We start from the raw sequence: 20836 nt of genomic DNA on the forward strand, positions 1-20836 counted from the left end.
CTCACAGATACCCTTCGGACCGAAAGCTCAACTCGGTCGATTTTCCAATGATCAGGTGGTCGTGTAGGGTCAGGCCCAAGGCCGAACAGGCATCCTGAATACGGTTGGTCATGTCGATATCCGACTGCGAAGGCGTCGGATCACCCGACGGGTGGTTGTGCACCAGAATCAGGGCCGAGGCATTCAGTTCTAGCGCTCGTTTGGCAACCTCGCGCGGGTAAACCGGCACGTGATCCACGGTGCCTTTGGCCTGTTCCTCATCCGCGATCATTACGTTCTTGCGATCGAGATAGAACACGCGAAACTGTTCGATCTCTCGATGCGCCATGGTGGTGTGGCAATAATCCAGCAGCGCATCCCAGCCCGAGATCACATGCCGCTGCATCACCCGGGCGCGGGCCATCCGATGGGCGCAGGCCTCAAGAATTTTCAGGTCGGTAACCACGGTATCGCCAACGCCCTTGATCTGGCGCAGCCGTTCCTCGGGCGCGGTCAGGACACGATTGAAATCACCAAAAGTGTCCATCAACGCCCGCGCCAGTGGCTTCACATCCTGCCGGGGAATGGATCGGAACAGAACCAGTTCAAGCAGTTCGTAATCCGGCATCGCCGCCGATCCGCCGGTCATGAACCGTTCGCGCAGCCGCTTGCGGTGGTCTTTTATGTAGGAGGGTAGCCGACCAGAGGGCAGCGGCTGCGCCGGGGCTTCGTCCGTATCAAACAGCATCGGGGCTTCGGCAAAGGCGTCCTGTGTCATGAGCGCACCCTGACCCAGAATCGGTTTCTGATTGGTTAACGCACCTCACCCGCCATGCGTGCCGTGGCCCGGCGGACAATCATGTGCAGAAGAATCGAGAATACGCCCAGGGTCAGCATCGCGGCAAACATGAGATCGGTCTTGGCACGTCCATTGGCCAGCAGCATCAGATAACCCAACCCCTGCGACGAGCCGACCCATTCGCCGATCACCGCTCCGATCGGGGCATAGACCGCCGCCAGCCGCATCCCCGACGCCAGCGACGGCAGAGCGGCCGGAATACGGATATGCCACAATACGGCGCGCTTGCTGGCCTGCATCGTTCGGGCCAGATCCAGATACCCCGAAGGGGTGCGCATAAGCCCGTCAAAAAAGGATGAGGTGATCGGGAAATAGATGATCAACACCGCCATGGCGACCTTGGACCACAGCCCATAGCCCAACCACAGCGTCAGCAACGGCGCCAATGCGAATACCGGCAGAGCTTGCGTAAACACGAGCATCGGCTGCACCAGCACCCGCGCCGCCCGCGAATTCGCCAGTTGCAACGCAGTAACGACACCCAGCAGCGTTCCGCATGCCAGACCGATCACCACTTCGATCGCGGTGATCCAGGTATGCTCTGCGATCACCCAGCGGTTCTGCCACCAGGTTTCGGCCACGACGGCGGGTCCGGGCAGGATGAACTTCGGCAACCCGGTCAGGGTCACGATGCCCTGCCAGATCAGCAAGGCAAACAAAGTTGCGGCCAATGCAGAAAAATACTTCATGCCGCGCCCTCGCGGAGAAGACGCAGCAAGGCACCCTGGGTTTCCAATGTCTCCAGATCATCCACGCGGCGCGGGGCCGGGGCCCGGGGCGGTTCGCACCGCGTCAATCCGTGTTCCGTCATCACCACGATGGATTGCCCCAGACGCGCGGCCTCTGCGGGATCATGGGTCACAAGAAGGACGGTTCGACCGTGCAATGCTTCGGCGGCCAAATCCTGCATGTCAGCGCGTGTGCGGGCATCAAGGGCCGAAAAGGGCTCGTCCAGCAAAACAACGGGGCGATCTTCCATCAGTGTCCGGGCCAGGGCGACACGCTGACGTTGCCCGCCGGACAACTCGTTGGGCTTCTTGTTCATGTGATCCTGCAACCGCATACGTTTGATCAGGCGGTCACGTCGATCAAGATCAACGTTTTCCCCGCGCAGACGCGCACCCAGCGAGACATTCTGCGCGACAGTTGCCCAAGGCAAAAGAAGATCATCCTGCGCCATGTATGCGACACGCTCAGCCACAGGCAAGCCATCACTGGCCGTGATCCGCCCAGCGAAGACAGCCCCGGTCTCGAGCCCCGCAATCAACCTCAGAACCGTGGTTTTTCCCACGCCCGAACCGCCCAGCAGGCATGTCCACGCCCCGGCCCTTAGGGTCAGGGACAACGGCGCAAACAGGGTCGCGCCGTCGATCGTGGCAGTGCCGTTGATGGTCAGTTCGGGCGCAGGTGTCATGGCGTCAAACCCATCTGCCAGAAGTCGACTTCAAGCTCTGTCGCCTTGCGGAAGGTCTTGCACAGTCTATCCCAGCGTGGCGACCCTTGAAAATCAGCCCCAATACGTCTTGTTAGAGCCTGATCCAGCAACTCGCCAACCGCCACACATGCGCCTTGGTAATCCTCGCCGGCATAAGTGTCGATCCAGCCGCGATATGCCTCGGACGTTGCCTCGGCGGATAGGCGCGTACCGATCTCACCATACCCCATGACGCAAGGAACAAGGGCCGCCAGCAGGTCCAGAAGATCTCCGCTGTAGCCTGCTTCCAGGACAAACCGGGTATAGGCCAGATTCTCGTGCCTCTCTGGCGTGGCAAACAACTCTGCCTGCGAGATACCTTCTGCCTCGCAGATACCGATATGCAGTTTCATCTCTTCGCTGATCAAACCGTTCACAGTTCGCGATGCGGCAAGCATTTCTTCATGCGTTTCTGATTTCACCACGGCCAGCGCCCAGGCGCGCGAGAAGTGGATCAGAAACACGTAATCCTGCCGCAGATAGTGCAGAAACGCCTCGCGTGGCAGCGTTCCGTCTTTCATGCCCTCTACGAAGGCGTGGCGGGTATAATCCCGCCACGGCTCCGCCGCAGCATCGCGCATCAGCGCAAAGGCTTTGCCATAATTGCTCATTGCGCGGTCACGTCGATGGTGATGTCACTGACCGGAAGGACGCTGTCGATCATCCCGCTTTCGTTCAGGAAGGTTTCGAACCGGGCATAACGACCGGCATCAAAACCTGCCGGGCGCAGCGCAAAGCGCGGCAGTGTATCGACCCAGGCGCGGGCATTCAGCTCGTCCTGAAGTTCCGGCGAGGTCGCCGCGAAGATTTCCCAGCTTTTTTCCGGGTTGTTGACGATATATTGGGTTGCTTTTTCAGTCGCGGCGAGGAACCGGGCGATCTTGTCCTTGTCCATCGTTTCCGGATTGGCGACATAGATCAGTTCATCATAAGACGGAACGCCCTCTTCTTCGATATAGAAGCAGGTGCCAGGTCGGCCTTCGATATCCATCTGGTTCAGTTCGAAGTTGCGATATGCGCCAATCACCGCATCCACCTGACCGGTCATCAGCGACGGCGAGAGGGAAAAGTTGACATTGATCAGCTCAACATCGCCCAGCGCAACATCATATTTGCCCAGAACGGTGCCAAGGATGGCTTCTTCGACCCCTGCGACCGAAAAGCCGATTTTTTTACCCTTGAGGTCCGCAGGCGACTTGATCGGCCCGTCTTCCAGCACCAGAAGACAGTTCAGTGGCGTCGCAACCAATGTGCCGACGCGCTTCAGCGGCAGGCCCTCGTGAATCTGCAAGTGCAATTGCGGCTGGTAAGACACCGCCAGGTCGGCTTGGCCGGCAGCCACCAAACGGGGCGGGGCGGACGGGTCGGCGGGCGGAACGATCTCGACCTCAAGCCCTTGTTCTGCAAAATAGCCGTTTTCCTGCGCCACGATGATGGGACCATGGTCAGGGTTGATGAACCAGTCCAGCAGGACGGTCATTTTGTCTTCGGCCCATGCCGGCGCGGCGGCCAGAAGGGCGATGGCTGTCATCAGCTTTTTCATGTCTCGCGTTTCCCTTTCCTTCACGAGGTTGAGGCCGCGACGAGGACAATCTCGCCCGGCCAATCTGGTTGAATCTGTTCGGCGGCACGCCATGCCCGCAAACCGGTGGCACAGCACAGAGCCAGCCTTTTTCCCTTGTTAGGGTCTATTTTGCGCAAATTATCCGGTGAAATGCGCGTCGCGTTCGAATGGATGGGAACAGGGGATTCCTGCGAACTGCGCAGCTCGATGATCTGATCCGTGTCCTTCAGCTGGCTTGCGGACAGAAAGCGAAAGCAGCTTTCGGGCTCGGGTGCGTCATCAAAGCGAAACCCGGTGCTGCGAAGGGTTCTTGCGTCATATTGAACCAACTGCCCAAGGGGCGAGGGGTCAAGTCCAAGGATCAAGCTGAGCGCCATCTGCGCCTGCATCGCCCCGATCACGCCAACCACGGGGCCCAGAACCCCCGCAGTGGCGCAGCTGGCACCACTGTCGGGCGCATCTGGAAACACAGCGCGCAGCGATGGGCCCCCGCCGCAGAACCCGCCCACATAACCCGAAAGCCCCAGAACCGAGGCGCTGATCAAAGGTTTGCCCTGCGCCAGACACGTGTCCGACAGGATGTAGCTGGCTGCGTAGCTGTCGGCACAATCCAGAATGATATCGGCTTGCGACACCGAGCCAGGCGCATTTTCACTGGTCAGAGCCTGATTCAGACCGATGACGTCGGTTTCATCATTCAGCGCGCGGCAACGGGCGGCGGCGGTTTCCGCCTTGGAGTGCCCGCAATCGGCCTCGGAGAAAAACGTTTGACGGTGCAGGTTCGACAGATCGACGGTATCCCCGTCCATGACCGTGATCCGCCCCACCCCGGCCCCTGTCAAAAGCGGCAGAACCGGTGCAGCCAGACCGCCCGCACCGACGACCAGAACATGGGCCGCTGACAGGCGTGCCTGCCCCTGTGCCCCGACTTCGGGCAAAAGCGTCTGGCGGGCATATCGGCTCATCGTGTGACCTCGATCCACGCGCGCACCCGTGCTTCGGGGTCGGGGTTCAGTGTGATATCCGTGACCGCCGAGACGATGTCCGCCCCGGCCTTCAGCACACCGGTCGCGCGCTCGACACTCATCCCGCCAATACCGACCAAGGGAATATCACCAACCCGCGCCTTCCATTCCGTTACGCGGGGCAGGCCCTGCTGATGCCATTTCATCTTTTTCAGAATGGTGGGGTAGACCGGGCCCAATGCCACGTAATCGGGATCCATGGCCAGCACACGCTCAAGCTCATCATCGTCATGGGTGGAAACGCCCAGTTTCAGACCCGCTTTTCGGATGGCTTTCAGGTCGGCGTCGTCCAGATCTTCCTGCCCCAGATGGATCCATTCGCAGCCCAGATCGATCGCGTGTTGCCAATAGTCATTGACCACCAGAACCGCCCCATGGTCGCGGCACAATTCGCGTGAGACGGCAATCTGGTCGCGCACCGCATCGTCTGGCTGATCCTTGATGCGCAGCTGCACCAGTTTGACACCCAGCGGCAACATCCGCCGCAGCCAGTCCGAGTGATCAAAGATCGGATAGAAACGGTCCAGCGTCATGACAGGAAGGCCTTTCCAACAACAGGGGTAGAGGGTTCCGCCATATCGCGCGGCTCGATCGGGTCGGCCTGATGGGCCAATTGCCCGGCAAGGGTTGCCTGCGCCATTGCCTTGGCCATCAGAACCGGATCTCCGGCACGGGCCACAGCGGTGTTGAGCAGAACCGCGTCAAAGCCCAGCTCCATCGCGCGGGCCGCGTGGCTGGGCAAGCCGATACCGGCATCCACCACCAGGGGAATGTCAGGAAATTCGGCCCGCATCGCACGCAGAGCGTATTCGTTGTTCAGCCCGCGTCCTGACCCGATCGGTGCGCCCCAGGGCATCAACACCTCGCATCCCGCTTCCAACAGGCGTTCGCCCACGATCAGGTCATCGGTGGTGTAGGGAAACACCTCGAACCCGTCCTCGGTCAGAATGCGGGCGGCTTCGACCAGTTGGAAGACATCCGGTTGCAGACTGTCCGTATGTCCGATGAGTTCCAGCTTGATCCATCGGGTCTCGAACACTTCGCGTGCCATATGGGCGGTCGTCACGGCCTCTTTCACCGTATGGCAACCGGCCGTATTGGGCAGGATCAGAACTCCCAGGTCGCGGATCATGTTCCAAAAGGTCTGGCCCGCACCCGCTTCGCGCCGCAAGGATACAGTGGCAACGCCTGCACCGCTTTCGCGAAACGCCTGTTCCAGAATGGCCGGGCTTGGATATTGCGCCGTGCCCAGCATCAGCGGGTTGGGCAGTTCAGTGCCGTAAAACGTCTTCATCTTCAGCCCCCCTGCATCGGTGCGACGACCTCAACCCGGTCGCCTTCGGCCAGCTTATGAGCGACGCGCAGGCTTGAGGGCACGAAATCTTCGTTCACGGCGGTGGCCACACGGCCCGAGAAACCGCATTCATCCAACAATTCCGACAGGGTTTCGGCGCGCACCTCGCGCGTCTCGCCGTTAAGCACGATCTTCATCGACCATCTCCGAATGTGTGTTGTTCAGCGCCAAATCTGCAACACCCCGCGCCAGCGCCGGTGCCAGCAGATATCCGTGGCGATAAAGCCCGTTGGCATAGATCGTCCGGCCCAAACGCCGGATGCGCGGTAAGTTGTCGGGAAAGGCGGGGCGCAGATCGACGCCTATCTCCAACACTTCGGCTTCGCCAAAAGCCGGGTTCACGGCATAGGCCGCGCTGAGCAATTCCAGCATCGAACGGGCGGTAATGCGGCTGCTGTCCTCGGATTCGATCATGGTCGCACCCAACATGTAGACGCCGCCTCCGCGCGGAACGATATAAAGCGGCATCCGCGGGTGCAGCAAACGAACCGGGCGCGTCAGTTCCACGTCAGGGCATCGTATGACAAGCATCTCACCCTTCACGCCGCGCAGATCATGTAGGTATTCGCGGGCGAGAAGGCCACGGCAGTCAATTGCATTCTCCAACTGGGCGGGCGCCAGCTTCCGGTGGAACGCGACGCCCTGGCTTTGCAATTGACGATACAGATCTTGCAGCGCCTGGCGTGGATCGACATGGGCTTCGCGTTCGAAGAACAGGCCTTGACCAAACCCCGCCAGATCAGGCTCTAAGTCGGATATTTCTGCCCGTTCGACCTTGGTGAACTCTTTTGTTCGGCGCGCAAATCGGCGCAGGTCCGGCACATCACGGGCACTTGCGACAACAAGCGTTCCCCGACGGGTCACGTTGGTGCGTTGGGCCCACCATTCAATCGCTGACTGCCCAAGGCGCAGCACCGGTTCTTCCGCGTTTTCATATTCGCACCAAGGTGCCAGCATTCCCCCGGCCCACCATGAACACCCATGCGGACCCGGTGGCCCGCCGGGGTCGAATATCTGCACTTTTGCACCGCGCGACACCAGTTCGCTGGCAACGGCAAGACCGGCAACCCCTGCCCCTATGACAGACCAAAGCGTCACGAGGGCCAAATCCGGTGGAAATGATGCACCGGGCCGTGCCCAGCGCCGACATTCAACTCATCCGCGCGCGCGATGGCCCCTTGCAGATAGTCATGCGCCTGCGCAACCGCGTCCCTCAGGGTCAGCCCCGTGGCCAAACCGGCGGTGATGGATGACGACAGGGTGCATCCTGTTCCATGGGTGTTTTTCGTATCCTGACGCGGGGCCTGAAACTCGGCCATGACACCCGACCGATCGATCAGCAAATCGTGGCAGATTTCACCTGACCCGTGTCCGCCTTTCATCACGACTGCACCCGCACCCAAGGCGCACAATGCCCGGCCCTGTTCAGCCATCTGCTCACGCGTTTCTGCCGCTGGCATGTTCAGCAGGCACGCCGCCTCAGGCAGATTCGGCGTAAGAACCGTCGCCGTGGGCAACAACACATCGCGCAGCGTCCGGACCGCCTCTTGCGCCAACAAAGCGTCGCCGGATTTGGCGATCATGACCGGATCAAGAACCACGGGACCCTCGAAAGCCGCCAGCCCCCTGGCGACCGTATGAATGATCTCAGGTGTGCCAAGCATGCCGATTTTGACGGCCCTGACGTCAAGATCGTTCAGAACCGCGTCGATTTGAGCGGAAATCACATCCAGCGGAATCCCATGCACCGCGGTGACGGCTTGCGTGTTCTGCGCGGTAACGGCGGTGATGACACTTGCGCCAAAAACACCCAGCGCCGACATTGCCTTCAGGTCAGCCTGAATGCCCGCGCCGCCGCCACTGTCGGATCCTGCTATGGTCAGGGCAATTGCCGCCATGTCGTTGCTCCATCTTCTATGGGCAACGGAGTAGAGAAAACGTCTGTGTTCAAGAGACCGTTCCCTACGCCGGAATTGCCCGGATCAGGTTCGATGGGTTAACGCGGTTGCGTCTCTCAGCCCTGTCAAAGGGCACCCCAACGGTTGAAGCGGACAATCTCAGGGTCGAGGGACGGAATCAAGACTCAATTTTCCAGATATATTGCCACTTTCAGCTTTCTGCTAAGGCCAAAACAGCATGAAAATGACAGAGGCATGCGAGGCTCTGCCTCGCGCTCCGGGATAATTTGGGCCAGATGAAGAACGGGTCCCATGCTTCATCTGGCTGCAAATATCCCGGGGGAGTCGCCCGAAGGGCGGCGGGGGCAGAGCCCCCGTTCCTGGTCATTCAGCCTTTCATACCGTCCCAGAAAGACTTGACGGACGAGAAAAAGCTTTTTGATTCCGGGTGGTTGTCTTCACCCAGATCATCAAACTCGCGCAGCAGTTCTTTCTGGCGGCTGGTCAGGTTGACCGGGGTTTCCACGGCCAGTTCAATGAACATGTCACCCACACCACCGCCGCGCAACGCAGGCATGCCTTTTCCGCGCAGGCGCATTTGCCGACCCGACTGACTTCCGGCCGGAATCTGAACGCGGCCGCGACCGCCATCGATGGTCGGAACCTCGATCGATCCGCCCAGCGCCGCCTTGGCCATGCTGACCGGCACGCGGCAGTAGAGGTTCACGCTGTCGCGTTCGAACAGTTTGTGCTCGGCCACTTCGACGAAAATATACAGATCGCCCGGAGGGCCGCCGCGCATTCCCGCCTCACCTTCGCCTGCCAGACGAATTCGCGTACCGGTTTCGACACCGGCAGGAATGTTCACCGACAAAGCGCGGTCCTTTTCGACCCTGCCGGCCCCCTGACAGGATTTACAGGGGTTCTTGATGATCTGACCCAATCCCGAACAGGTGGGGCAAGTCCGTTCCACCGTAAAGAAGCCCTGTTGTGCCCGCACTTTCCCCATGCCCGAACAGGTGGGGCAGGATGTGGGTTCAACGCCACCTTCAGCCCCGGTACCTTCGCAGGACGAACACGCCACGGCCGTTGGCACATTGATGGTTTTTTGTAGACCCGAGTAGGCTTCTTCCAGCGTCACACGCAGGTTGTAGCGCAGGTCCGAGCCGCGCGCGGCGCGACGCCCGCCGCCGCCCCTTTGACCACCCATGAAATCACCGAACAGGTCGTCGAATACATCCGAAAATGCGCTGGAAAAGTCGCCTTGACCGCCAAAACCGCCGCCGGGGCGGCCACCGCCCCCCATACCGTTTTCAAATGCGGCATGGCCAAAGCGATCATAAGCTGCCTTCTTTTCGGCATCACGCAGAACGTCGTAAGCCTCGTTGGCTTCCTTGAACTGCGCCTCGGCATCCGGGTTGTCCTTGTTGCGGTCAGGGTGCAGCTCTTTGGCTTTCCTGCGAAAACCCTTCTTGATCTCATCCGCCGAAGCGCCCTTGGACACGCCGAGCACTTCGTAATAGTCGCGCTTTGACATTTGTTATTCCTTCGTGCCGCCGGACGCGGTGCTTTCATTGAGCCTGTACACGCCGTTGGTGTTGTTTGCAAAACTGGCCACGTAACCTGCCTTATTCAAGACCTCGTCAAGCCCGTCATCCGAATGCTTGATTTCTATCAGCAGCACTTCGGGCCAAATCTCCCGCGGTGCGTCTTCGAAAAAAGCGCGCAATACGCGGGTTTCCTGACCTTCGATATCCATTTTCATTGCATCAACCTTGGTCAGCCCGGCATCGCGTATAGCGTCCAACAACGGAATCGCCTGAACGCACAGATCGCCCGACTCGGCAACTTTGGCATGACCCCGATCGCCAAGGTTCGCGGATTCGAACCACACCTCACCCGGTTTGTCAGACAAGGCCTTGTCGCAATGGATGACTTCACTGGCTTGATTGGCAGCCAGATTGGTACCAAGGCGAGCCTTGTTGACCGGATCCGGTTCAACAGCCAGGGCTTTCAGGTTGCGCCCCAACTTCTGCGCAACTGATCTGACCCACAGGGTGTACAGCCCGACATTTGCACCGGCGTCGACAAAGACATAATCGCCAGAGCCCTGCGAAATATGGTTGGCCAGCGATTGACGCTCATCCAGATCAAAGAACTGCGAGCCGGTTATGACGCGACGTTCGGCCCAGTTGTCAGATGGGTGCAATCGGCATTTCTGTCCGCCAAACACCTCAACATCGTAAGGCTCTCGCTGAGAGGCCATTACTATCCTGCGAATTCCGGACGACATCCATTGACGCGGCATGCCCTCAGACCACCGGCGCAATATTTCCATCCGATGTGAGAGAGCGTAGGTGCCAAAAGAAGGTTTCGGAGACGCGTGCTGCATGGTGAAGACCGTTCCGGCAGGCCCGAACCAGGCCTGCCGGAACCGAGTAACGCGTTAGGCGCGCTTGTCGTCGTCGAGGTCTTCGAACTCGGCGTCGACGATGTCATCGTCGCCTGGTGCAGCGTCTGCGGCAGCAGGTTCCTCTTCGCCTTCTTCGGCTTGCGCCTTATAGATGGCTTCGCCCAACTTCATCGCGGCTTCGGTGACGTTCTGGATGCCCGACTTGATTTTGTCGGCATTTTCGGTTTCCAGCTCGTCCTTCAGCGCGGCGATCGCCAGCTCGATGGCTTCGATCGTGGTCGGGTCGACTTTGTCGGAATGCTCTTCCATCGACTTTTCGGTCGAATGGATGAGGCTTTCCGCCTGGTTCTTCGCCTCGATCAGCTCGCGGCGTTCCTTGTCGGCTTCCGCGTTCTCTTCGGCGTCCTTGACCATCTTTTCGATATCCTCGTCCGATAGTCCGCCCGAGGCCTGGATGGTGATCTTCTGTTCTTTGCCAGTGCCTTTGTCTTTGGCCGAAACCGAGACGATGCCGTTGGCGTCGATGTCAAAAGTCACCTCGATCTGAGGCATACCGCGCGGTGCCGGCGGGATGTCTTCAAGGTTGAACTGACCCAGGATCTTGTTGTCCGCAGCCATTTCACGTTCACCCTGGAACACGCGGATGGTCACGGCGTTCTGGTTGTCCTCGGCGGTCGAGAAGACCTGAGACTTCTTGGTCGGGATCGTGGTGTTGCGGTCGATCAGGCGGGTGAACACGCCACCCAGCGTTTCGATGCCCAGCGACAGCGGAGTCACGTCCAGCAGAACCACGTCTTTGACGTCGCCCTGAAGAACACCGGCCTGAATGGCGGCGCCCATGGCAACCACTTCGTCCGGGTTCACGCCCTTGTGCGGCTCTTTGCCGAAGAATTTGGTGACCTCTTCGATCACTTTCGGCATCCGGGTCATACCACCGACCAGAACAACTTCGTCCACGTCAGCAGCCGACAGACCCGCGTCTTTCAGAGCGGCCTGGCAGGGCTTCAGCGACTTCTTGATCAGGTCCGACACCAGCGATTCCAGCTTGGCACGGGTCAGCTTCATGACCATGTGCAGCGGCTGACCGTTGGCGCCCATCGAGATGAACGGTTGGTTGATCTCGGTTTGCGAGGTCGAGGACAGTTCGATCTTGGCTTTTTCCGCGGCTTCTTTCAGACGCTGCAAGGCCATCTTGTCTTGCGACAGGTCGACACCGTGTTCCTTTTTGAACTCATCCGCCAGGTAGTTGACGATGCGCATGTCAAAGTCTTCACCACCCAGGAAGGTGTCACCATTGGTCGATTTGACCTCGAACAGGCCATCGTCGATTTCCAGGATTGTCACGTCGAAAGTACCACCACCAAGGTCATAGACCGCGATGGTTTGGGTTTCTTCCTTGTCCAGACCATAGGCCAGCGCAGCAGCTGTCGGTTCGTTGATGATCCGCAGAACTTCCAGACCGGCGATTTTACCGGCATCTTTGGTGGCCTGACGCTGGGCGTCGTTGAAATATGCCGGAACGGTGATGACCGCCTGGGTGACATCTTCGCCCAGATAGCTCTCGGCGGTTTCCTTCATCTTGCCCAGAATGAAAGCGGAAATCTGGCTGGGGGAGTATTTTTCACCGCGAGCTTCAACCCACGCGTCACCATTGCCGCCATTCACTATGGAATACGGCACCATTTTCTTGTCTTTTTCTACTTCGGCATCATCCACGCGACGACCGATCAGACGTTTGACGCCAAAAATCGTGTTGTCGGGGTTGGTGACCGCCTGACGTTTTGCAGGCTGACCGACCAGTCGCTCATCTTCGGTGAAGGCGACGATCGAAGGCGTGGTCCGCGCCCCTTCAGCGTTTTCGATGACCTTCGGCTGCGAGCCTTCCATGATGGCTACGCAGGAGTTCGTGGTTCCGAGGTCAATCCCGATTACTTTTCCCATTTTTGCAATCCCTTTCTCTTCAAGGCGATGTCCCGAGGGTCGGACCCTTTATGGCATCCCACTCCCGATCTGATGTGCGCGACAGCACTACCATCGCGCGTCCCGGCGTATATAAGGGCGAGGCAAGAGGCCTGCAAGCACCGTAGAGTGCAGGTTTTCGGGAATTTGAGGTCTTTTTTGGCAAGAAATTGGAAAGGTTTGGGGTTTCCGGAATGACGCGGGTGGTCTTGCGAGGGTTCGAAATCAGAAAAGGCTATATTGACCCTGCTGCCCAGGCACGGCTGATCGCGGCCCTTCGACCGATTCTGAAAGCGGCACCCTTGTTTCGACCCGTCACGCCTTCGGGCAAAGAGATGTCGGTAAGAATGACCTCGGCCGGGGATCTGGGATGGGTGACCGACAAGGCAGGCTATCGCTATCAGGATAAGCACCCGAAAGGCGGGGTCTGGCCTGAAATCCCCCCGGTCATTCTTGATATCTGGCACGATCTGGTCAGCACCGAGCGCGCGCCGGATTGCTGTTTGATCAACTACTACGGGGAAGGCGCCAAGATGGGCCTGCATCAGGACAAGGACGAGGCAGATTTTTCCTGGCCCGTTCTGTCGGTTTCCCTGGGCGATGACGCCTTGTTCCGAATTGGCAACACGACCCGTGGCGGCAAGACCGAGTCGATCTGGCTTAGCTCGGGCGACGTGGTGATCATGGGCGGTCCGGCACGATTGGCCTATCACGGAATCGACCGGATCAGATACGGATCATCCCGGCTGTTGCCAAAAGGTGGACGGATCAACTTGACGCTGCGGGTCGCATGTTAGCGGCGCGCGTTCCAGCTTTGCGAAACATGCTGGCGCGTGAAAAACTCAGCCATCAAACCGATCATCAACAAAGCTATCCCGACCCATAGCGCGTATTCCCAACTTGTGTTTCGCGGAAAGTAGTTTCGGAAGATGAAGCCCCGGCACTGGTCGATAATATGAAACAGCGGGTTCCAGGCGAACATCATCAGCAATCCGCCGCCCAGTGTGTTTGCAACGAACATCTTTCCCGAAAACACCATGTTCAGGCGACGGTAGATATTGGTGAGCATTCCCACAGTCGTCGGAAACCATGGTTTCATCGCCATGAACACTAAACCCACCGCGCATCCGGTAAACCAGGCCATTATCAGCATCGCGAAAGCACCCCCGGGATCCTGCACCTCGATCGGGGCGACCGCGACGCTGTAGATGAACAGGATCACGAACATGGCCAGCAGTTGCTTGTAAAGAATACCGAGCGCCGCAGACAGGATCGTCACCATCACATTCATCGGCGAATGGAGCATCATCGGATTGTTCGCGGACCCAACCCCTGAAATCGCGCCTATCGACTGAATGTGCAGCATGAAGGGGAACACGCCGGACAGAACATACAGCAGAAACTCGCCCCTGATCTTCGGTATTCCACCCCGGCCCATCAGTGACATGAGCAGGTAGAAAGTGGTTCCCATCACCACAAGCTGCAAAACATTTATCAGGATGGCGACTATTGCATTGGGATGTTGCGAGCGCACCTTTCGCACGGTGGCATGGAATACCAGCTCAGCCGTCGTGAAAGCGCCGCCCAGCAGCGTTTGGTTGCGCTTGAAATAGAACATTCAAAGGGTCTTTTCTGCTTCGTCGCCTCTAAACTGGCATGAATATCTTGCCGTTCCGTAACCGCCGCATCATAAGTCGATCGCGATTTTGGATCAACAAACCACAGGAACGGAGCTTTTTTGTGACCTACGACGCGCTTATTCCCGTCATCCGGCGACTGGCTCTGGAGGCAGGCGACAAGATCATGGAAATCTACGAGGCGGATGATTTCGATGTCAAAGTCAAATCCGACGCCAGCCCTGTGACCGAGGCAGACGAAGCCGCTGACGCATTGATTTCGGCAGGCTTGCGTGCGGCATTTCCGGATACTCTTCTGGTCACCGAAGAACAGGCCGCTTCGCATTCTGAAAAAGGCGACACTTTCCTTATTGTTGATCCGCTGGACGGCACCAAGGAATTCATCAACCGTCGCGGCGACTTTACCGTCAACATCGCGCTTGTCGAAAACGGAGTGCCAACCCGGGGAGTGGTCTATGCCCCGGCGCGGGGTCGTATGTTCTTCACGCTGGCTGATGGCCGCGCGGTCGAGGAAACAGGCGCTTTCGACAAAAACGAGACCGGTCCTTTGGCACCCATATCAGTCTCTGAACCGGATAATTCCGGGCTTTTGGTCGTGGCGTCGAAGTCCCACAGGGATCAGGCCACCGAGGACTACATCAACAAATATCATGTGAAGGACAGCAAAAGCGCGGGTTCGTCGCTCAAGTTCTGTCTGGTTGCCACGGGCGAGGCGGATATCTATCCGCGCGTCGGGCGCACGATGGAATGGGATACGGCGGCAGGCCATGCGGTACTGGCCGGGGCCGGTGGCCGGGTTGTACGTTTTGACGACCATACTCCGTTGCTTTATGGCAAGGATGGCTATGCAAATCCGTTCTTTATTGCTTACGCTCCGGGTGTTGAGTTGAAGGAAGCCTGATGTCTGTTCTGATTGCCATTCCCGCCCGTTACGCTTCGACCCGCTATCCCGGCAAGCCGCTGGTTCCCCTGACCGGCGCAAAAGGCGCGTCCATGACACTGATCGAACGGTCCTGGCGTGCAGCCAGGTCAGTCTCGGGTGTCGATCGCGTTGTTGTTGCGACGGATGATGAGCGCATTCGCGACGTGTCCGAGGGCTTTGGGGCCGAGGTCGTGATGACCTCGGAAACCTGTCAGAACGGCACCGAACGATGCGCCGAAGCGCATGAGGTTCTGGGTGGCGGGTATGACATCATCGTCAACCTGCAAGGCGACGCTCCGCTGACCCCGCATTGGTTTGTCGAAGATCTGGTTTCCGGCCTGCGCGCCGCCCCGGATGCCGGTGTTGCGACCCCTGTCCTGCGCTGTGACGGCAGTGCGCTGAACAGTCTGCTGAACGACCGCAAGCATGGCCGTGTCGGTGGCACGACGGCAGTGTTCGGACGCGATCACAGTGCGATGTACTTCTCGAAAGAGGTCGTCCCCTTCACGTCGCAGACATACGCCGGCGATGAAGCGACACCCGTGTTTCACCATGTCGGCGTTTACGCCTATCGGCCCGACGCCCTTGCGGCGTATCCGGGCTGGCCGGCCGGGCCTCTGGAACAGCTGGAAGGCCTGGAACAGCTCAGGTTCATGGAAAACGGGCGCAAGGTTCTGTGCGTCGAGGTCGAGGCAAGGGGCCGTCAGTTCTGGGAGCTGAACAACCCGCAGGACGTGCCCAAGATTGAAGAGATGATGGCAGCCATGGGGCTGGAGTGACGTCTTTTCCCCATGACTCTGACGGCGCCTTTGGCGAAACTGTTCCTCAACCAGCCCCGATGGATATGCCATGAAGACAATTCTTGTCACCGGTGGTGCCGGGTATATCGGCTCACATGCCTGCAAGGCGCTTGCGCAGGCAGGTTACCTTCCTGTGACCTACGACAACCTGATCACGGGTTGGCAGGATGCGGTGCAATTTGGCCCTTTTGAACAGGGCGACCTTTTGGATCGGGACCGCCTGGATGAGGTGTTCGCGAAACACAAACCAGATGCAGTGATGCATTTCGCGGCGCTCAGCCAGGTTGGCGATGCTATGCGTCAGCCCGGCGTGTATTGGTCGAACAATGTCACGGGTTCACTGAATCTGATTGAAGCAGCCGTTGCGGCCGGCTGTCTGGATTTCGTCTTTTCGTCCACATGTGCCACATATGGCGAGCACGACAATGTGGTTCTTGATGAATCCACGGCGCAGTATCCCCTGAACGCCTACGGGGCATCAAAACGCGCGATCGAAGATATCCTCAAGGATTTCGAGGCGGCTCATGGGCTGCGCCATGTCATTTTCCGGTATTTCAACGTTGCAGGTGCAGACCCCGAAGGCGAAGTGGGCGAGTTTCACCGCCCCGAAACCCATCTGATCCCGCTGATGTTGGACGCGATTGACGGCAAGCGGGACGGTCTGACCGTCTTTGGCACGGATTATGATACGCCCGACGGCACCTGTATCCGCGATTATGTACATGTTTGCGATCTGGTAGATGCGCATATTCTGGGGCTGGGCTGGCTGGAACAGGGCAAAGGCAGCCGTGTCTTCAATCTAGGCACCGGGTCCGGGTTTTCCGTTCTTGAGGTGATCGAGCAATCCAGGTCCGTCACCAACCGTCCCGTTCCGTATACAGTGGGCCCTCGTCGGGCAGGAGATTGCACCAAGCTGGTATCTGGTTCTGTGCGGGCTGAAAATGAACTGGGCTGGAAGCCCAAAAGATCCACGTTAGAGACGATGATCGCAGATGCCTGGCGCTGGCACCAGAACGGCCACTACGAAAAATGAGGACCCGGTGACATCCAGCACTGCTTTGACACTTCCCCGGATCGGATGGGCACGGAAGTACAGGTTGCGCTGGAAACGTCGGCGGCTGCTCTGGAGGTCGCTGCGAAGTCGACATCAGTTGACCTGCCAGAAGGATCGGACACCCCAAATCCAGCGGGGTGACATATTGGCCTTTGTCACCTTGCGCAATGAAATCATCCGCCTGCCCTGGTTCTTTCGTCACTATCGCGCCTTGGGCGTCGATCATTTTCTGATCGTCGACAACGGCAGCGACGATGGATCATCCGAGTATCTGCAAGATCAACCGGATGTCTCGGTGTGGAGAACCCATTCCAGCTATCGTGGATCGCGGTTTGGACTGGACTGGTTGACCTGGTTGCAGATGCGCTATGGCCACCGCCACTGGTGTCTGATGGTGGATGCGGATGAACTGCTGGTCTATGCCCACTGCGACACCCGGTCCCTGCATGACCTGACAACCTGGCTGGACCGGCACGGGAAGATCGGGTTCGGGACGCTGATGCTGGACCTCTATCCCAAGGGCCCCTTGGGTGATGCGGCTTATGACCCGGACACCGACCCCACAAATCTGCTGTGCTGGTTCGATGCAGGACCGTATCGCGCGCAGCGGCAAAGCCCGATGGGCAATCTGTGGGTGCAGGGTGGCGCGCGGGAACGGATGTTCTTTACGCAAACGCGGCAAAGATCGCCCACACTGAACAAGATCCCGCTGATGCGCTGGTCGCGGCGCTATGCCTACGTGAACTCATGCCATTCCGCACTGCCGCGCCGTCTGAACGAAACCTATGATGGACCGGGCGGCGATACCCCGTCGGGCGTGTTGCTGCACACGAAGTTCCTGCCGGACGTTATCGAGAAATCCAACACCGAAAAGCAGCGACGCCAACATTTTCATGATCCGGACCAATTCGGGCCATACTACGATGGGATAATCAACCAGCCGGACATGTGGACCCCACAGTCGGTGCGCTACACCGGGTGGAGCCAGCTTGAACAGTTGGGTCTGATGAACGGCGGAGGCTGGGATTGAAAACGAAAACAAGGGCATCAACCGCACGTTTACAGTTTGCGGGTTTTAAAGACGTTGCTTCAGAAGATGCAAAGATGGCATAAACCGGTAATGCCATGTCGTGCCAACGGTCACGGCTGGTTCGGGGAAAGCTCGCGTTTTAAAAAGGTTGGGCAGTCACGTGAGCCTGTTTGAATCCTACAAAATGAGATTGCGGCGCAAGCGCCGTATTCTGCGCTGCCTCAGACGACGCCGCGAGCTCAAGCCAGTCAGCAACAACACACAGGCTATACGGCGTGATGATATCCTGCTGATGAGCGTTGTGCGGAACGAGAAAATTCGCCTGCCCTTCTTTCTTGAATATTATCGCAAACTGGGCATCAACCATTTTCTGTTTGTCGACAACAACAGCGATGATGGCAGTTTTGAATTTTTGAAAGAACAGGCTGACGTTTCGGTCTGGCGGACGACGACCAGCTACAAACGGGCAAGCTATGGCCTGGACTGGTCGAACTATCTGTTGCGCAAATACGCGCACGATCACTGGGTGCTGAGCGTCGATCCGGACGAATTCTTCATCTATCCGTTCTGCGACACCCGTCCAATCCGAGCCTTGACGGATTGGCTGGATGGCAGTGCCGTGCGCAGTTTTGGCACGATGCTGATCGACATGTACCCCGAAGGTCCGGTGGACGCCGACCCCTATGCCGAAGGTCAGAACCCGTTCGAAATCGCGCGCTGGTTCGATCCCGGGAATTACATGATCACCAAGAACCCCGAGTACAAGAACCTTTGGATTCAAGGGGGCCCACGGGCGCGCGTGTTCTTTCAGGACAACCCCTCCAAAGCACCGGCGCTGAACAAGATTCCGCTGGTAAAATGGAACCGGCGCTATGTTTATGTCAGCTCGACCCATTCGCTTTTGCCACGCGGGCTCAACCAGGTTTACGACGAATGGGGCGGCGAAAAAGCCAGCGGGTCACTGCTTCATGCCAAGTTGATCAATACTCTTGGGGAAAAAGCCCGCGAGGAATTGCTGCGTGGCCAGCATTACCGGGGCTCGGGCGAATACAAGGCCTATGCCACTCAGCTTGAGGACAAGCCTGTTTTCTGGTGCGAGTGGTCCGAGGCCTATATCAACTGGCGACAGCTTGAGATCCTGGGCCTCATGTCGAAAGGAAACTGGGCATGAGCGGTCTAGGTATTGTCATGTTGGTTCATACCTCACTGGACCGCGCCGAGCAGGTCGCGCGACACTGGACAGCAGCGGGATGCCCGGTGGTCATCCATGTGGATCGCAAGGTGCCAGACACTGTTTATTCCCGGTTTGTTGCGTCCTGTTCGAACAATCCATTGATCGTGTTTTCTGACCGACATCGGTGCGATTGGGGTGGCTGGGGTATCGTTGCCGCCTCGCAAAGCGCGTCCGAGTTGATGCTGGAGCGTTTCCCCGAAGTTCGGCATGTATTTCTTGCCTCGGGGGCCTGCCTGCCATTGCGACCGGTTCAGGAACTGATCGATTACCTGTCTGACCGGCCGCGTGTCGATTTCATCGAAAGCGCGACGACATCCGATGTCAGCTGGACCATCGGCGGGCTGGATCATGAACGGTTCACCTTGCGGTTTCCGTTTTCGTGGCGCAAGCATCGCAAACTATTCGACACATATGTAAAACTTCAGCGTCTGATAGGGTTTCGCAGGAAAATCCCCGACGGCCTGGTTCCGCATATGGGAAGCCAGTGGTGGTGCCTGACCCGCCAAACGCTGTCGGCAATCCTTCAAGACCCCAGGCGCAAGCTGTATGACAAGTATTTCCGTCATGTCTGGATTCCGGATGAAAGCTATTTCCAGACGCTTGCGCGGTTGTATTCCACGCATATTGAAAGCAGGTCCCTGACCCTATCCAAATTCGATTACCAGGGCCGCCCGCACATCTTTTATGACGATCATCTGCAATTGCTGCGTCGATCGGATTGTTTTGTCGCCCGAAAAATCTGGCCCCGCGCAGAGCGATTGTACCAGGCATTCCTGACAGATCAGGCCGGGGCGATGAAACCGGCGGAACCCAATCCGGGCAAGATCGATCGCGTATTTTCCAAAGCGGTGGAACGGCGAACTCGTGGGCGCGACGGGCTGTATATGCAAAGCCGGTTTCCCCGCCATGGCAGTGAAAACGGTCTGACATCGTCACAATATTCCGTATTCCAAGGCTTTTCGGAATTGTTCGAGGATTTCGAACCTTGGTTGGCCGCAACCACCGGAGCCAGAGTCCACGGGCATCTATTCGGGCCGGAACGCGCCGAGTTTTCGCAAGGAGAAGCCATAACAAATGGCGCCCTCAGCGACAGTGCGGCGCTGCGGGACTATAACCCGACCGCCTTTTTGTCGAACCTGATCTGGAATACGCGGGGCGAGCGCCAGTGTTTCCAGTTCAGCCCGCGGGACACTCAGGAAATCAACTGGTTTTTGGCGCGGGACAAGAACGCTCAGATTTCGGTCATCACCGGCGCTTGGGCGATCCCATTGTTCCGATCCAATATGAACTTCTCGGAAATCCGGAGTGAAGCGGCGCGCCTGCAACAGATTGAAACCAAGCAGCTGGAGGTGCTGACATCGGTCTGGACCAAGGCGCGGATGCGCAGTTGGACGCTGGCCGACTTCATTGAATCTCCGATGGATGCCTTGCAGGGTATTCTAGAAGAAATCGGCATGCAGCAGACCAGCCATCTGACCGAAGTGCCAACCATGGTCGATCTGTCCGGATTCGGGAAGTTCCTGCAAAACCTCAAGAATCAGGGAATGCACCCATATCTGATGGGTGATTTCCCGGCGGACGATGTGTTCGGTCGCCAGGAAAAGCCATATCGAAAACCGTATCTGGTGCAGTGA

Annotated in this window: 22 protein-coding genes and 1 riboswitch; of the genes, 7 read left to right on the forward strand and 15 right to left on the reverse strand. The window is 58.3% G+C overall.

Annotated elements, in window-relative coordinates; translation table 11 throughout:
• Position 1: 1 nt before the first annotated feature.
• The 14 genes from radC to dnaK form a co-directional block, all read right to left on the reverse strand.
• On the reverse strand, positions 2-757 hold the full coding sequence (gene radC / locus FIU92_RS16000; RefSeq protein ID WP_152459563.1) for a DNA repair protein RadC: 756 nt from the start codon (positions 755-757) through the stop codon (positions 2-4).
• Between the two features lie 35 nt (positions 758-792).
• Positions 793-1527, reverse strand: coding sequence for an ABC transporter permease (locus tag FIU92_RS16005; protein ID WP_152459564.1), 735 nt, complete (start codon positions 1525-1527; stop codon positions 793-795).
• The gene (locus tag FIU92_RS16010; protein ID WP_152459565.1) at positions 1524-2252 is read right to left on the reverse strand and encodes an ABC transporter ATP-binding protein; all 729 of its coding nucleotides are present in this window, start codon (positions 2250-2252) and stop codon (positions 1524-1526) included. Before FIU92_RS16010 ends, FIU92_RS16005 begins: the two co-directional genes overlap by 4 nt.
• A complete protein-coding gene (gene tenA, locus FIU92_RS16015) occupies positions 2249-2923 on the reverse strand; it encodes a thiaminase II (protein ID WP_152459566.1) in 675 nt (224 codons plus the stop codon). Before tenA ends, FIU92_RS16010 begins: the two co-directional genes overlap by 4 nt.
• Positions 2920-3855 carry an ABC transporter substrate-binding protein gene (locus tag FIU92_RS16020; protein WP_152459567.1) on the reverse strand — a complete coding sequence of 312 codons (936 nt, stop codon included), beginning with the start codon at positions 3853-3855 and terminating at the stop codon, positions 2920-2922. Before FIU92_RS16020 ends, tenA begins: the two co-directional genes overlap by 4 nt.
• A 20-nt stretch (positions 3856-3875) precedes the next feature.
• Positions 3876-4841: a HesA/MoeB/ThiF family protein gene (locus FIU92_RS16025; protein WP_152459568.1), complete on the reverse strand. Its 966-nt coding sequence runs from the start codon at positions 4839-4841 to the stop codon at positions 3876-3878.
• Positions 4838-5434, reverse strand: coding sequence for a thiamine phosphate synthase (locus FIU92_RS16030; protein ID WP_152459569.1), 597 nt, complete (start codon positions 5432-5434; stop codon positions 4838-4840). The genes FIU92_RS16025 and FIU92_RS16030 overlap by 4 nt, the downstream gene beginning before the upstream one ends.
• Positions 5431-6195, reverse strand: coding sequence for a thiazole synthase (locus FIU92_RS16035; RefSeq protein WP_152459570.1), 765 nt, complete (start codon positions 6193-6195; stop codon positions 5431-5433). The genes FIU92_RS16030 and FIU92_RS16035 overlap by 4 nt, the downstream gene beginning before the upstream one ends.
• 2 nt (positions 6196-6197) lie before the next feature.
• Positions 6198-6392 (reverse strand): sulfur carrier protein ThiS, encoded by a 195-nt coding sequence (gene thiS / locus FIU92_RS16040; RefSeq protein ID WP_152459571.1) that lies wholly within the window; start codon positions 6390-6392, stop codon positions 6198-6200.
• Positions 6376-7353: an FAD-dependent oxidoreductase gene (locus FIU92_RS16045; RefSeq protein ID WP_152459572.1), complete on the reverse strand. Its 978-nt coding sequence runs from the start codon at positions 7351-7353 to the stop codon at positions 6376-6378. Before FIU92_RS16045 ends, thiS begins: the two co-directional genes overlap by 17 nt.
• Positions 7350-8153: a bifunctional hydroxymethylpyrimidine kinase/phosphomethylpyrimidine kinase gene (thiD, locus tag FIU92_RS16050; protein ID WP_152459573.1), complete on the reverse strand. Its 804-nt coding sequence runs from the start codon at positions 8151-8153 to the stop codon at positions 7350-7352. The genes FIU92_RS16045 and thiD overlap by 4 nt, the downstream gene beginning before the upstream one ends.
• A 44-nt stretch (positions 8154-8197) precedes the next feature.
• Positions 8198-8303, reverse strand: a riboswitch (TPP riboswitch).
• A 238-nt stretch (positions 8304-8541) separates the two neighbouring features.
• Positions 8542-9690, reverse strand: coding sequence for a molecular chaperone DnaJ (dnaJ, locus tag FIU92_RS16055; RefSeq protein WP_152459574.1), 1149 nt, complete (start codon positions 9688-9690; stop codon positions 8542-8544).
• A gap of 3 nt (positions 9691-9693) precedes the next feature.
• The gene (locus FIU92_RS16060) at positions 9694-10419 is read right to left on the reverse strand and encodes an FkbM family methyltransferase (protein WP_172978512.1); all 726 of its coding nucleotides are present in this window, start codon (positions 10417-10419) and stop codon (positions 9694-9696) included.
• Positions 10420-10599: 180 nt separating this feature from the next.
• The gene (dnaK, locus tag FIU92_RS16065; protein ID WP_152459576.1) at positions 10600-12507 is read right to left on the reverse strand and encodes a molecular chaperone DnaK; all 1908 of its coding nucleotides are present in this window, start codon (positions 12505-12507) and stop codon (positions 10600-10602) included.
• A gap of 212 nt (positions 12508-12719) precedes the next feature.
• On the opposite strand from dnaK, the gene FIU92_RS16070 reads away from it, so the two are divergent.
• On the forward strand, positions 12720-13322 hold the full coding sequence (locus tag FIU92_RS16070) for an alpha-ketoglutarate-dependent dioxygenase AlkB (RefSeq protein WP_152459577.1): 603 nt from the start codon (positions 12720-12722) through the stop codon (positions 13320-13322).
• Here FIU92_RS16070 and FIU92_RS16075 read toward each other — a convergent pair.
• On the reverse strand, positions 13319-14143 hold the full coding sequence (locus FIU92_RS16075) for an ABC transporter permease (protein ID WP_152459578.1): 825 nt from the start codon (positions 14141-14143) through the stop codon (positions 13319-13321). The two genes, FIU92_RS16070 and FIU92_RS16075, sit on opposite strands and share 4 nt — an antisense overlap.
• 122 nt (positions 14144-14265) lie before the next feature.
• Between FIU92_RS16075 and cysQ the strand changes: the two genes are divergently transcribed.
• From cysQ to FIU92_RS16105, 6 genes are all read left to right on the forward strand, one after another.
• Complete coding sequence (cysQ, locus tag FIU92_RS16080; protein WP_152459579.1) at positions 14266-15063, forward strand: 3'(2'),5'-bisphosphate nucleotidase CysQ; 798 nt, start codon at positions 14266-14268, stop codon at positions 15061-15063.
• A complete protein-coding gene (locus FIU92_RS16085; protein WP_152459580.1) occupies positions 15063-15863 on the forward strand; it encodes a 3-deoxy-manno-octulosonate cytidylyltransferase in 801 nt (266 codons plus the stop codon). Before cysQ ends, FIU92_RS16085 begins: the two co-directional genes overlap by 1 nt.
• A gap of 70 nt (positions 15864-15933) precedes the next feature.
• Positions 15934-16917, forward strand: coding sequence for a UDP-glucose 4-epimerase GalE (gene galE, locus FIU92_RS16090; RefSeq protein ID WP_152459581.1), 984 nt, complete (start codon positions 15934-15936; stop codon positions 16915-16917).
• A gap of 7 nt (positions 16918-16924) precedes the next feature.
• Positions 16925-17968, forward strand: a complete 1044-nt coding sequence (locus FIU92_RS16095; RefSeq protein WP_371419719.1) for a glycosyltransferase family 2 protein — start codon at positions 16925-16927, stop codon at positions 17966-17968.
• A 184-nt stretch (positions 17969-18152) separates the two neighbouring features.
• The gene (locus FIU92_RS16100; RefSeq protein WP_152459939.1) at positions 18153-19139 is read left to right on the forward strand and encodes a glycosyltransferase family 2 protein; all 987 of its coding nucleotides are present in this window, start codon (positions 18153-18155) and stop codon (positions 19137-19139) included.
• Positions 19136-20836: a beta-1,6-N-acetylglucosaminyltransferase gene (locus FIU92_RS16105; protein ID WP_152459583.1), complete on the forward strand. Its 1701-nt coding sequence runs from the start codon at positions 19136-19138 to the stop codon at positions 20834-20836. Before FIU92_RS16100 ends, FIU92_RS16105 begins: the two co-directional genes overlap by 4 nt.

It is taken from the genome of Ruegeria sp. THAF33, from assembly GCF_009363615.1.
Taxonomy (GTDB): Bacteria; Pseudomonadota; Alphaproteobacteria; order Rhodobacterales; family Rhodobacteraceae; genus Ruegeria.

Coding starts and splice junctions, on each gene's coding strand:
- galE (WP_152459581.1), top strand. CDS start 15,934: ATGAAGACAATTCTTGTCACCGGTGGTGCCGGGTATATCGGCTCACAT.
- thiS (WP_152459571.1), bottom strand. CDS start 6,392: ATGAAGATCGTGCTTAACGGCGAGACGCGCGAGGTGCGCGCCGAAACC.
- FIU92_RS16070 (WP_152459577.1), top strand. CDS start 12,720: ATGACGCGGGTGGTCTTGCGAGGGTTCGAAATCAGAAAAGGCTATATT.
- FIU92_RS16030 (WP_152459569.1), bottom strand. CDS start 5,434: ATGACGCTGGACCGTTTCTATCCGATCTTTGATCACTCGGACTGGCTG.
- thiD (WP_152459573.1), bottom strand. CDS start 8,153: ATGGCGGCAATTGCCCTGACCATAGCAGGATCCGACAGTGGCGGCGGC.
- FIU92_RS16100 (WP_152459939.1), top strand. CDS start 18,153: ATGAGATTGCGGCGCAAGCGCCGTATTCTGCGCTGCCTCAGACGACGC.
- FIU92_RS16025 (WP_152459568.1), bottom strand. CDS start 4,841: ATGAGCCGATATGCCCGCCAGACGCTTTTGCCCGAAGTCGGGGCACAG.
- dnaJ (WP_152459574.1), bottom strand. CDS start 9,690: ATGTCAAAGCGCGACTATTACGAAGTGCTCGGCGTGTCCAAGGGCGCT.
- FIU92_RS16105 (WP_152459583.1), top strand. CDS start 19,136: ATGAGCGGTCTAGGTATTGTCATGTTGGTTCATACCTCACTGGACCGC.
- dnaK (WP_152459576.1), bottom strand. CDS start 12,507: ATGGGAAAAGTAATCGGGATTGACCTCGGAACCACGAACTCCTGCGTA.
- FIU92_RS16010 (WP_152459565.1), bottom strand. CDS start 2,252: ATGACACCTGCGCCCGAACTGACCATCAACGGCACTGCCACGATCGAC.
- FIU92_RS16060 (WP_172978512.1), bottom strand. CDS start 10,419: ATGGCCTCTCAGCGAGAGCCTTACGATGTTGAGGTGTTTGGCGGACAG.
- FIU92_RS16035 (WP_152459570.1), bottom strand. CDS start 6,195: ATGAAGACGTTTTACGGCACTGAACTGCCCAACCCGCTGATGCTGGGC.
- radC (WP_152459563.1), bottom strand. CDS start 757: ATGACACAGGACGCCTTTGCCGAAGCCCCGATGCTGTTTGATACGGAC.
- FIU92_RS16020 (WP_152459567.1), bottom strand. CDS start 3,855: ATGAAAAAGCTGATGACAGCCATCGCCCTTCTGGCCGCCGCGCCGGCA.
- FIU92_RS16005 (WP_152459564.1), bottom strand. CDS start 1,527: ATGAAGTATTTTTCTGCATTGGCCGCAACTTTGTTTGCCTTGCTGATC.
- FIU92_RS16085 (WP_152459580.1), top strand. CDS start 15,063: ATGTCTGTTCTGATTGCCATTCCCGCCCGTTACGCTTCGACCCGCTAT.
- tenA (WP_152459566.1), bottom strand. CDS start 2,923: ATGAGCAATTATGGCAAAGCCTTTGCGCTGATGCGCGATGCTGCGGCG.
- FIU92_RS16075 (WP_152459578.1), bottom strand. CDS start 14,143: ATGTTCTATTTCAAGCGCAACCAAACGCTGCTGGGCGGCGCTTTCACG.